This is a genomic window from Candidatus Eisenbacteria bacterium (assembly GCA_005893305.1).
Lineage (GTDB): Bacteria > Eisenbacteria > RBG-16-71-46 > SZUA-252 > SZUA-252 > WS-9.
Map to the genome: position 1 here is coordinate 100,001 of VBOZ01000008.1, position 11,319 is coordinate 111,319.

Annotated in this window: 10 protein-coding genes; 2 read left to right on the forward strand and 8 right to left on the reverse strand. The window is 68.3% G+C overall.

Translation table 11 applies throughout. The annotated features are described in order from the left end of the window. Positions 1–15: 15 nt before the first annotated feature. Both E6K79_01735 and E6K79_01740 read right to left on the reverse strand, forming a co-directional pair. Positions 16–1,065, reverse strand: a complete 1,050-nt coding sequence (locus tag E6K79_01735) for a polyprenyl synthetase family protein (protein TMQ66666.1) — start codon at positions 1,063–1,065, stop codon at positions 16–18. Positions 1,066–1,079: 14 nt separating this feature from the next. Continuing rightward, positions 1,080–2,462 (reverse strand): HD domain-containing protein, encoded by a 1,383-nt coding sequence (locus tag E6K79_01740; protein TMQ66667.1) that lies wholly within the window; start codon positions 2,460–2,462, stop codon positions 1,080–1,082. Positions 2,463–2,595: 133 nt separating this feature from the next. On the opposite strand from E6K79_01740, the gene E6K79_01745 reads away from it, so the two are divergent. Continuing rightward, complete coding sequence (locus tag E6K79_01745) at positions 2,596–2,907, forward strand: hypothetical protein (protein ID TMQ66792.1); 312 nt, start codon at positions 2,596–2,598, stop codon at positions 2,905–2,907. On the opposite strand, the gene E6K79_01750 is transcribed toward E6K79_01745, so the two are convergent. The 3 genes from E6K79_01750 to E6K79_01760 form a co-directional block, all read right to left on the reverse strand. Next, entirely contained in the window at positions 2,908–4,317 is a 1,410-nt protein-coding gene (locus E6K79_01750; GenBank protein ID TMQ66668.1) for a GHKL domain-containing protein, read from the reverse strand. A 153-nt stretch (positions 4,318–4,470) separates the two neighbouring features. Next, the gene (locus E6K79_01755; GenBank protein TMQ66669.1) at positions 4,471–5,199 is read right to left on the reverse strand and encodes a hypothetical protein; all 729 of its coding nucleotides are present in this window, start codon (positions 5,197–5,199) and stop codon (positions 4,471–4,473) included. Beyond that, complete coding sequence (locus E6K79_01760) at positions 5,196–5,609, reverse strand: hypothetical protein (GenBank protein TMQ66670.1); 414 nt, start codon at positions 5,607–5,609, stop codon at positions 5,196–5,198. Before E6K79_01760 ends, E6K79_01755 begins: the two co-directional genes overlap by 4 nt. Here E6K79_01760 and E6K79_01765 point away from each other — a divergent pair. After that, positions 5,589–6,797, forward strand: coding sequence for a hypothetical protein (locus E6K79_01765; protein TMQ66671.1), 1,209 nt, complete (start codon positions 5,589–5,591; stop codon positions 6,795–6,797). The two genes, E6K79_01760 and E6K79_01765, sit on opposite strands and share 21 nt — an antisense overlap. Here E6K79_01765 and E6K79_01770 read toward each other — a convergent pair. The 3 genes from E6K79_01770 to E6K79_01780 form a co-directional block, all read right to left on the reverse strand. Next, positions 6,748–7,341 carry a phosphatase PAP2 family protein gene (locus tag E6K79_01770; protein ID TMQ66672.1) on the reverse strand — a complete coding sequence of 198 codons (594 nt, stop codon included), beginning with the start codon at positions 7,339–7,341 and terminating at the stop codon, positions 6,748–6,750. The two genes, E6K79_01765 and E6K79_01770, sit on opposite strands and share 50 nt — an antisense overlap. 37 nt (positions 7,342–7,378) lie before the next feature. After that, positions 7,379–10,486: a hypothetical protein gene (locus tag E6K79_01775; GenBank protein ID TMQ66673.1), complete on the reverse strand. Its 3,108-nt coding sequence runs from the start codon at positions 10,484–10,486 to the stop codon at positions 7,379–7,381. Between the two features lie 17 nt (positions 10,487–10,503). Next, the coding region (locus tag E6K79_01780) for a hypothetical protein (GenBank protein TMQ66674.1) at positions 10,504–11,319 on the reverse strand (816 nt) is incomplete at its 5' end.

Here is an 11,319-nt window from a genome sequence, read left to right on the forward strand (position 1 = left end):
CCAGGGAGGGCAGGTTCACCGATGCCGCGTGACCGCGTAGCGGAGCGCGTCGCGGAGCGATTCGCGCGCATCGGTGTCCGGAACGTGCTTGAGCTCCGACTCCGCCCGATCCGCGAGCTCCATGGAACGGGCCTGGCTGTACGAGACGCCGCCGTTCTCGGTCACGAAGCGGACCACGTCGGCCCAATGGCCGTTCCGGAATTCCTGGTTTCGGATCAAGTCCACCATCTGGCTCCGGTCGCGGTCGGGCGCGTTTCGGAGCGCGTTGATGAGAGGAAGCGTGATCTTGCCGCCGTCCAGGTCGCTCCCCATCGCCTTCCCCATCACGCTCTCGGCGCCCAGGTAGTCGAAGATATCGTCCGTGATCTGGAAGGCCAGCCCCACCGCGTGGCCGAACCGGCCCAGGGCGCGCCGCGCCCCCGCGTCGCCGCCCGCCGCGAGCGCTCCCAGCTCGCAGCCGGCCGACATCAGGCACGCCGTCTTCTCCTCGATGACGCGCATGTACTCGGCTTCCGTCAGGTCGAGACGGTTCTTCTGCTCGATCTGGCGGAGCTCGCCCTGGCTCATCCGGTGGGTCGCCTCCGCGAGCAGATCCATCGCGCCGTACATGCGGTTTCGAACCAGGATCGAGAATGCCTTCGAGTAGAGGTAATCGCCCATGAGGATCGCCACGTCGTTGCTCCACGCGCTGTTCACGGTGGGCAAACTCCGCCGGACGAGGCTCTTGTCGATGCTGTCGTCGTGAATCAGCGTCGCGGTGTGGATCAGCTCCACGACCACCGCGCCGAGGAGCGCCTCCTCCGTGACCGATCCGAACGCCTGGGAGGTCAGCAGGAGGAGCGTGGGGCGGAATCGCTTCCCGAACGCGCGGTGGAGGTGCGCGCCGACCGCTCCGACCAGGTGGACGTCGCAGAAGAATGCGTCGTCCAGGCGTTCCTGGAACCGCTCGAACGCCTCGGCGATTGGGCCCCGAATAACCTCGAGGGTTGGCTCCTCGGTCTGGGTCCGCTCTCGGCTCTGCCCGTTCCTGGTCAAGTCGCTCCTAGTGCCTGGAAGGAATTGAATTACGGGCCGCCAGCCTAGGCTCCAGGCCCCCTTAAGTCAATCGAAAAGGCCTCGCGTGCCCTCCGGAGCAGCCGTTCCCGCTCATTCAACGACGGTTCCTCAACGACCTGCTCGAGCAACCAGCCGAGGATTTCCCCCACCCGGGGCCCGGGCGGGAGGCCAAGCTCCCGCATCACGTCCTTACCGTCCACCTTGAGGTCGCCCAGCGTCAGCGCCGCCTTGGCCGCGAGGACGCCCTCGATCCTCCCGCGGAACTCTTCAAGATAGTGTGGGAATCCCGTCTTCAGCCCGTTGCCGACATTGTCCGCGATCCGAAGATCGAAGAGGTCGGCGATCTTGTCCACCCCGACTTTCTGCACGAACCGACGCACCGCCGCGTCCGTCCACTCCGGCCGGTAGTCGAACATGTGGTACCGCACCAGATGGACCACCTGCTCCATGGTATCGCGGCCGAATCGCAGCCGGGTCATCGCCTCCTCGGCGAGCCGGGCGCTCTCGAACTCATGATTGTAGAACGTGGCGTCCCCGTTCTCCCGCTCGACGCGTGTTACCGGCTTCCCCACGTCGTGGAACAGGGCCGCGAGGCGCACGATCGGCTTCTCGGCCGGGGCGGAATCCACGGTATAGAGCGTATGGAAGTAGACGTCGTGGGCGTGATAGCGATTCTGGGGAACGGCGACGGAAGCCTGCAGCTCGGGGAGGAGAATCGCGAGGAGCCTCGCCTTCCGGAGCACCTCGAAGCCTCGGGACGGCCGAGGAGCGCCCAGGAGCTTCAGGAGCTCGTCCCGAAGCCGCTCCGCGGCCACGCGCGCGACCTCGGCCCGCGCCTCGCCGAGCGCCGCTTCGGTCGCCGGCTCGAGATCGAACTCCAGCGTGGCCGCGAAGCGCGCCGCGCGGATCGGCCGGAGCCCGTCTTCGCGGAAGCGATCGACCGGTGATCCCACCGCTCGGAGAAGCCGCGCTGAAAGATCGTCCCGGCCCCCGAAGGGATCGACCTCCTCCCCGTGGAGAGGATCCCACGCGATCGCGTTCACGGTGAAGTCGCGCCGCGCGAGGTCGGCCTCGAGATCGGTGACGAACTCGACCCGATCGGGGCGTCTCGCGTCGGTGTATCCCCACTCGATCCGGAAGGTCGTCACCTCACAGGGACCCGCGTCGGTCGGCACGGTGACGGTGCCGTGCTTGAGGCCGGTCGGGATTGCGGAGGGGAAGATTTTCAGCACTTCCTCCGGGCGCGCGATCGTGGCGATGTCCCAGTCGGAGACCGCCACGCCCCGGAGGAGGTCCCGAACGCAGCCGCCCACGAGGTAGGCGCGGTGCCCGGCCCGTTGGAGGCGCCGGAGCAGATCCGTGATCGCGGCCGGGACCCGCTTGGGATCGAGTGGACGGAGTGTCATCCCGCTCCATGGTACCAGACGGGGCGGCTTGTGCCGCGCCCGGCGACTGCGTAGGCTCGCGCCCGTGCGACCCGTGCGCCCCACCATCACCCCCGCCCTGAATCCCGCCCTCTTCGCCGCGCTCACCATCACGATGCTTGTGTGGTTCGGGACGGCCTCGGCCGAGCCTCTCTTTCTCCCGGCCTCGTCGCAGGGCGGATGGCTGGCCGCGGACAAGGAGCTCCACTTCGCCGGCTGCCTCGCGATCTCCGCTTCCCTGCGCGTGGCGGGGCGATCCGACGGCGAGAGCTTCGGCGGCGCGATCGGGGTCGGAGTCCTCAAGGAGATCTACGACGGGACCCTCAAGCCGCGCCGCAAGGGGCACGGGGCCAGCTGGAAGGATTTGGCCGCGGACATCCTCGGCGCCGCGGCCGGGATCGCGATCGTCGGCGCGCTGGACCGGTAGCTAGGCTCCGTTCTTGGCCGGGAGGACGATCGTGAATCTCGCTCCCGCGCGCGCCATGTTCTCCGCGGCGATTCGGCCCCCGTGGTTCTGCACGATCCGGTAGCAGGTCGATAGCCCGAACCCGTGCCCCTCGGGCTTCGTGGTGAACGACGGCTCGAAGAGCCGCGTCATGGCGGTGGCGGGAATGCCGGGTCCGGTGTCCTCCACCGCGAGCTCCACCTCCTGTCCGGCGGTCTTGAACCGCGTCCGGATCGCGATGCGACGCTCCCGGACGTCGTTCCCGCGCATGGCGTCGGCGGCGTTGCTGAACAGATTGAGGAGGACCTGCTGGATCTGAGCCGGATCGATGTTCATCTCCGGCAGATCGCCGGCGAGATCCAGATCGAACGCGACCTGCTCATATTTGTTCTGCGGCACGATGAATTCGACCGTGCGGCGGACCACGTCGTTGAGCCGCGTCGGCTGCAATCTAACGCCCTGGTGCGAGAAATCGAGGAGACCCTTGACGAGCACGCCCATGTTGCTCGCCTGCTCGAAGATGATCCGGGCGCTTTCTTTGAGTCGATCCGGCTGGATCGCTCCCCCGACGTTCATGAGCAGGAGCTGCGCCCGGCCCGAGATCGCCGCCAGGTAGTTGTTCAGCTCGTGGGCGATCTCGGCGGCCATTTCCCCCTTCGCCGCGAGACGCTCCGAGGATATGAGCTCGTCCTTCGCCTTCTCGAGGGCGATGTAGCGCGCGCCCGCCTCCTTGATCAGAAAGAGCGGCACGAAGAAGAAGACGAGGCCGAAGAACCCGACCGCGAGGTAGGAGACGACGATGAGGGGCGAGAGGAAGAAGAGCGCCGTGGAGCCGACCAGGGAATTGTAATAGAGGTACTCCTCGCGCCAGGTCTTGAGTATGGGGCGGCCCGAATCGAGCGCGACGGCCGCGGAGACGAGGAGGGTATTCATCAGAAAGTAGACCACCGTCGCGCCGACCCAGGGGAGCAGCATCTGGTGCCCCCGCAGCGCGTCGAGCCCCCTCTCCGCGAGCGGCGCCCCGCCCAGCGCGGTGAACGCGAGCCCCGCGGCGGTGAGCGTGATCACGTTCTGGCCCGCGTTGAAGACCGCCTTGTACCAGACCCGGTGGGAGAAGAAGACATTCGCGAGCGTGAAGGCGATCGCGACGATCCAGATCGCCGGCTTGAAGCCGAGGAGGATCAGGAGGCTGATGTCGACCGTGGAGGCCATGCTCTCCATGGCCTTCCCGGTGACCGTGGGGAGCCAGAGGCTCTCCGCCAGGAGGCTCACCAGGATCCAGGCGGCGAGGTACATCGCGCCGATCGCCCAGAACGAATGGAAGGAGAGCGCGAGGAGCGCGCCGCCGACCGCGCCGACGATCGCGATGAACGCGACGAGACCTTGCGTCATGGATTCACCGGGCGACGATGGAGGCGCGCGCTAGGAGGATACGGATTGGAAGGTCTTCGCGAACGCGCTCCGATTCGCGCGGGCCGGCCAGGGCGTGCCGGAACGCGACCTTCCGTGGTCACGACGCGAACCTAACAGCGGGCTAGAGGACCGTCAACGGGATTCCCCCCGGTTGTCGCGCTCGAGGAGCTCCCTCGGGTTGAGCGGCTCCTCGGGGGTGCCCTTGGGCGCGCTCAAATCCAGGTCGCGCGGCCTCGCGGCCTTCAAGAGGGCGAGGCCCCGGAGCTCCACGAGCACCGACTCCGCCTCGGAGTAGATCGAGATCCACCGGGGGAGCCCGGAAGACGGATCGGCCGCGATCCACGTGGATACCTCCCCGAGCGAATCGCCCAGCGATGCCGACCTGAGGCGGTAGCCCGACCGCGCCGCCCCGCGGATCACGCGCCGCTCGGGAATCGAGCGGAGATCCTTGGCCAGGATCCGCTCCGGGTCCGAGATGAGCCGTCGGATCTGGAGGGGCGATCGAGTGAAGGGCGCACGGTAGACGAGCCGCTCGGCCGGGCTATAGACCAGGAACGCGTCGCGCTCCCGGTCGATGACCATCTCGTGCCCGCCTTTCCCCTCGGACTTGTAGCGAAGCCCCCGTCCCGGGAGATACCAGAGCCGGCCCCGCTCGACCTCGGGCGGACCCCCGAAGGGATCGCTCCGCTCGATCGAAACGCGCGCGGTCGCCTCGGGCGCGCTGGCCATCGGGCGGAGCATGGCGTGCACCGCCTCCTCAGGGTCGGCATCCCGCCGCGAGGCTGCCGGAGGAGCCGCGGATACCGCGATGGCGCTCAACGCGACGACCGCGACGACCGCGACGCGGAGCTCCGCCCTCACGGCGCCGCCCCCGAGTCGGCGACGCCGAACAGGCGGCCGAGCAGCTCACGTCCGCGTGGATCGTCGAGCGCGAGGATCGTCCAATCGGCCCGCGCGGGAGGCAGCCTATGGAACTGGGACGGTTTCGCCGCGGCGTGGTCTTCGATATCCAGACGAATGCGCGTCGCGCCTCGCGTCCACTCGATCCATCGTGGGACGCGCCCGCTCTTGAATCGCCCGACCGGCCCATACCGGATCGCGATCGAATTCCGATCGTCCGAGCCGAGCCGGATCTTGAGCGTCCTCGGCTCCGCCTTCGCGCTCAGCTCCAGGGTGAACGGGTGGGCGCCGTCCGCGCCGTCGAACGCGCCCGCGAGTCGCCACCCCTCGCCTGAAGCCTCGACCGCCGCATGCTCGACCGCCCGGCGCACCCGGGGCGCGCCGAACGCCCAGGGGCGCGCGAGGAAGCGGAGGCCGTCGGGACCGAGCCCGCCGCGGGATTGGACCCGCCCCGCGAGGCCGAGATCGTAGGGACGGATCGTGATGTAGACCGAATCCGCGAGGACCGTCGCGTCGAGCGTGCGGATCGGGCCCGCGTAGGCCACCACCGCGAGGCTCTCGTGAACCGCGGCCCAGCGGGTGTTCAAGCCCTCGCGCCCCTTCCCGCCGCTCCGGACCGCGAGCATCCCCGCGCCCCTCGTCGCCGAATCCACGCCGGCGAAGGCCTCGAGGAACCTGGCGCGGGCTTCCCCGCCGGTCGAGGGAGCCGGCCCGTGGGCGCAGCCGGCCGCGAGGAGGAGGGCGCAAATCGCTTGCGCCGTTCCGGCGCGCCGGGCAAAGTCCCCGCAATGCAGGCGCCCCCGCCGGACCGCGACGCCGTCGCGTTTTGGAGACCAGCGCCGGGCGACTTCCCCCCGCGCGCGGGGTTCGCGCTCGCGTTCCGGCGGGGCGGAGTGAGCCTCGACCCCTACGCCTCGCTCAACCTCGGCTTGGGGGTGGGCGATGAGGAGCGGTCGGTGCGGGAGAACCGCCGCCGGCACAACGCCGCGGCCGGGATCGAGGGCGACGAGCCGCTGCGCCTTCACCAGGTGCACGGGCGGCGCATCGTCGAGCCGCGCCAGGCGCCGTGCGAGGCCGACGGGTTTCTCCTCCGCGCCGGAGATCCATGGGTCGCCGTCTCTGCCGCGGACTGCGCGCCGGTCGCGATCGTGGCGGAGGACCTTGGGAGGGGCGTTCTCCTCCATTGCGGGTGGCGCGGAGCGCGGGAGCGGATCGCGGCCCACGCCGTGAGCCTGCTCGAAACGGTCGGCGTTGCGAGGGAGCGGCTCCACGCCGCGATCGGTCCGTGCATCCGCGCCTGCTGCTTCCCGATCGGACCCGAGGTCGCGGCGCAGTTCGACCCGAAGCTTCTCCACGAGCACCCCAGCGGCCGGCCCGCGCTCGATCTCCCCGAGGCGATCGCCGCCGCCCTCCTCGAGGCGGGGATCCCGCGCGAGCGAATTCGCGCGACGCCGGATTGCACCTCGTGCCTCCCCGATTTCTATTTCTCCCATCGGAGGGACCGGGGCGTCACGGGCCGGCACTGGGCGATTCTCCGACTCCCGCCTTTGGGCGCCTGAACCACCGCTGCGCGTTCCGCTCCAGGCGCAGGAACGCCTTTCGACCCAGCATCCCGAGGCCGAGCCCGAGAAGGATCCCCGCGAGGACATCCGAAGGCCAATGATCCCCGACGTAGACCCGGGAGAAGCAAACCAGGGCCGCCACGACGGCGGCCGGAATCGTCGCCGCCGGAAACACGGTCGCGACGATCGGTACCGCCGCGGAGAAGTTGACGGCGTGGACCGACGGGAAGGCGTAGGAGCGGCGCACGCCGAAGAGCGGGTGCGAGTCGGCGAGAACCACGGAAGGACGCGGGCGCTTCACGATCGGCTTGATGATCTTCGCGCTGACCTGGTCCGCGACCGTGAGCGTCAGCGCGAGGACGACGAGCGCCAGAGCTCCGCGGGCTCGCTGCGTCAGGAACAGCGCGCCCACGAGAACGAGGAGCGGAATCTTCCAGCGCCCCGGATCCGTGAGCGCCATCATGATCGGATCGAGCGCGGGGTGGTGGAGCCCGAGATGGATGGCCCGGAAGAGCGCCGGGTCCCAGGCAAGGAGAATCACCAAGCCCGGCTAGAACTCGGGGCCGAACGTGAAGAAACTACGGGGCTTCCCGAGGCCCCGTTCGAACCGGTGCTCCCTTCCCCAATCGTAGCGAAGGACGAAGTAGCCCAGGTTGATGCGCGCGCCGAATCCGAAGGCCATCCGCATGCTCTCGGTGTGGAATCCGCCCTTGTTGGAGAAGAAGACCGGATCGGCGTCGCTGTTCCACGCCGACGCGGCGTCGATGAACATCACGCCGTTGACCCCTCCGAGCGAGAGCGGGAGCGGAAAGCCGGTTCGAAGCGTCTCGATCAGGGGGAACCGGAACTCCAGATTCCCGATGATCGATCGCGTCCCGATCAGGTCGCCGTAGTCGACGCCGCGGTACGTGAACGCGCCGCCGAACCGGAAGTACTGCGGATCCCTCCCGAAGCTTCCGCCTCCGAGAAGCCGCCGGGCCAGCGTGAACCGGCGGGCGAGGTTCGTGTAGCGCCGCGAGTCGACCAACGCCGTGGTGTAGCTCAGGCCGCCCTCCGCGTGCTCCACGCTGTAGCGTGACCGGCCTCCGTTGATCGGTCCCGTGGAGCCGTAGAGAGCGTTGTCCCCGACCTGCGCCAGGTTGGGCGCCACGTAGAAGTAGTTCCCCAGATTGCGAATCTGCGACACCGTCCCCGTGCCGTAGTCGTAATGAAAGACGTGCTGATCCACCACCGCGGCCTGGATTCCGTACTCGATCCTTCGAAACCGCGTGAAGGGACGGGAGAAGAACAGAGCCGCGCCCCGGTGGACCTGATTCTGCAGGTCGTCCGTGGAAGGGGACGAAAGGAGGAGAAGATCTTTCTGGTACTGGAAGACCGCCAGGCCGTAATTCGTCCGGCTTGAGAGATTGGTGTATGAGAGAAAGACGTCCGAATCGCTCAGGTTGCCGTAGAGGTTCAGCACGGCGAGGATGTTGTGGTTCCCGAGAAGATCGCTGAAGGAGATGACGCTCGACCCCGCGAAGCCGACGTTCGACGCGACGACCGCCCCGCCCGAGAAGTAATCCCTGCTGAAGGAAGCGCGGTACGGGAGGTGCTGGAACGAGGTGCTGTCCGCGAGCGGCTCCCGGTAGACCATCTGGACGTAATCCGAGAGCGTCGTGTCGATCGGCGCGGGAGCCGCGGTGGAGGTCGCGTCGGCACGCGGGTCGGCGCCGGAAGAGCCGGCAGAGCCGGCCGTGCTGTCGCGCGCCGTCGAGCTCCGCGGGCTCGGTCGCGGCGGCAAGGTCGATCCTCGCGGCGGCTCCTGCGCCGGGGTCTCGTCGGAGCCAAGGGACGCCTCGACGCGCGTGCCGAGAGGCGCCAGTGCCGCCCCGGCGCCGGTCGCGGCCTCGACCGAGGTCTGGCGCTCCAGGAATTTCAGCGGCTCCCGAACGGAATAGACATCCCACCCGCCGCGCGTGACCGTCATGAGAGAGCGAGAGGCACGGACTCTCGGGAACGAGCCCCGAGACCCCCGTCAAGAGATCCGTCAGCCGCACGCTCTCCCCGGTCGCGAGGTCGATGCGATAGATGTTCGGGATCCCCGTCCGATCCGATACGAAGAGAAGGGAGCGCCCGTCGGGGGACCACTGCGGGGAGATGTTCGTGCCGTTCTGATTCGGCGGGACGACGACCTTGCCGCTCTCCACGTCGAGGACGGCCAGGCGCAGCGGACCAAAGATCAGCTTGCCGACCTCGGTTCCCGGTCCCTCGTCGGTCGCGTAGGCGATCTGGGTGCCGTCGGGCGACCAGACCGGATCGCGGACGGCGTAGCGGCCGCTCAGCTGCTGCCGGAGGTTCTTCCCGTCCGAGTCGGCCAGATAGAGCACCGACCGTCCCGCCTTCAAGCCGACGAAGGCGAAGCGCGAGCCGTCCGGCGACCACGTCGGGGAGTAGATCGCGTCGAGGCCGAATCGGAATTTCTTGACGATCTTTCCCGATGGAATCTCGACGATGTAGATCGCATCCTCGCCGCCCACCTTCGCCGGGATCGCGATCTTCTTCTCGTCCGGGGACCATGCGATCGCGGTGTTGAAGAAGCGCAGTGTCTCGAAACTGCCAGTCCGCTCGCCCTCGATCAGCTTCTTGGATTGCTTCCCGTCGAGCGCGGAGGCCAGGTAGACATCGTTGTACATGCTTCGATCGGAGATGTAGACGTACTGGAGCCCCGACGGGGACACGGACGCCGCCACGTTGAAGTTCGAGACGTCGTGCTCGGAGTCGGTCAGCTTCATCGCGATCTTGGTCGGGGTCTCGTGATCGACGATCTGAGGCAGGTATTCCTTGCGCACCGCCTCGGTCCACTTCTTCGAGAGCACGTCGATCGTGAGCCCGGTCGATGCCTCCAGGGCCCGCTCCGCGCTTCCCAGGCGCCGCGTCTTCTTCAAGATCTCGCCGATCTTCGCCAGACCGTAGTGGTCGGCGATAAACTGGAAGATCGATTGACCGAAGCGGTAGACCCGGATGTCGCCCACGTAGCCGAGCGTCCGGACCGGGATCAGGTAGCCTTCCAGCGACGCGTCCCGCAGCCACATCGCCGTGTTGGGATCGATCCCGCCGATCGACAGATACTCGGCCATCCCCTCCATGAACCAGACCGGGACCTGGGCGGCGAACGGATTCCCGAGAAGTCCCTGGTTCTCCCCGAAGAGGACATCCACTTGAAACGCGTGCACGAGCTCGTGGGTCATCACGTGATCGAGCTCGGAGTACGAACCGGTGAACGGGAGGAAGACGCGCCGCTTCAAGAACTCGGTGACGCCGCCGGTGCCGATCCCGAGCAGCTCCGGCGTGATGTTCGTCTGCTCGAAGTCGGTATGGGAAGCGTAGAGGACGAGCGGAACGCGGTTTCGGATCTCGTGATGTAGCACGCGGCTCAGACGCTGGTAGGCGCGCTCGGCCATGAGCGCCGCGTCGTTCACGGCCGCCTCCGTGCCCTGGTAGTAGTGGATGTCGAAGTGCTGGGTCCGGAGCACCCTCCAGTGGAAGCGCTTGTACTGGACCTTGTTCTGCCCGAAGAACTGGGCCGCCGCGCTGGATGGGAAGAGCGGAATCGCGACGGCGAGGGCGGCAACGGCGACCAAAGCGTACGATACGATGAGACGGCCCGCGCGGCGCTGAAGCCGATCCATGATGCTTCTCCTCATGCCACGGCCCTCTCCGTTCAGCCGGCCATCGCGGCGTCCCGCGCCTCCCGAAGCGCCTGCGGCACCGCGTCCTTGGGAATCGTTCCCTGCGCTGACTCGGGCCGCCCACCGCCGCGCCCTCCGTGGCGCTTGCAGATCTCGCCCAGCAGCGCGCCCATAGACATTGTACCCGTAGGGGCGGAAAAGTGCGCCCGTGGAGTCTCGTCGCCGCAAACGAGCAGGGCGGTCCCTCCCTGCTCCGCGATGAGCCCCGCGAGGAGCCCCGCCTCATCCGCGGGGCGATCCGGCGCGTGGAGCGCCACCACCGGTCCGTGCGGGCCGCGGGGTGCATCCGCGAGCAGGCGCGCCGCCTCGCGCTCCAGCGATTCCCTGAGGAGCGGCTTGAGGCGCCGATCGAGACGCCCGTGCGATTCCTTGAGCCGCTCGACGGCGCTCGGAAGATCGGCTTCCCCGGCCGTGAATTCGAGACAGACCCGCCGGAGGAGATCGCCGGCGCCACGGAGGCGCCGGAGCGCCCGCGCGCCGGTCACGAACGCGACCCGCGTGCCTCCCTTGTACCGCTCGATTCCGAGGATCGAGATCATGCCGACCTGGCCCGAGCGGCGGACGTGGGTTCCGCCGCACGCGGACCAGTCGTAGCCTTCGACCTCGACGACACGGACGGGTCCCTCGACATCGGGCGGCTTGCGGAGCGGAAAGCGGAGGGCGTCGTCGCGGGAGACGACGTGCGTCAGGACCTCTCGGTCCTCCCAGACGATCTGGTTGGCGCGGTCCTCGACGAGACGGAGGAGGTCCGTTCCGGGCGACGCGTGGTCGACGTCGATCGTGACCTC

Excerpts from the sequence above, each read along its gene's own strand:
- E6K79_01765 (TMQ66671.1), top strand. The coding sequence starts at position 5,589 with ATGCTCGACCGCCCGGCGCACCCGGGGCGCGCCGAACGCCCAGGGGCG.
- E6K79_01775 (TMQ66673.1), bottom strand. The coding sequence starts at position 10,486 with ATGAGGAGAAGCATCATGGATCGGCTTCAGCGCCGCGCGGGCCGTCTC.
- E6K79_01745 (TMQ66792.1), top strand. The coding sequence starts at position 2,596 with ATGCTTGTGTGGTTCGGGACGGCCTCGGCCGAGCCTCTCTTTCTCCCG.
- E6K79_01750 (TMQ66668.1), bottom strand. The coding sequence starts at position 4,317 with ATGACGCAAGGTCTCGTCGCGTTCATCGCGATCGTCGGCGCGGTCGGC.
- E6K79_01740 (TMQ66667.1), bottom strand. The coding sequence starts at position 2,462 with ATGACACTCCGTCCACTCGATCCCAAGCGGGTCCCGGCCGCGATCACG.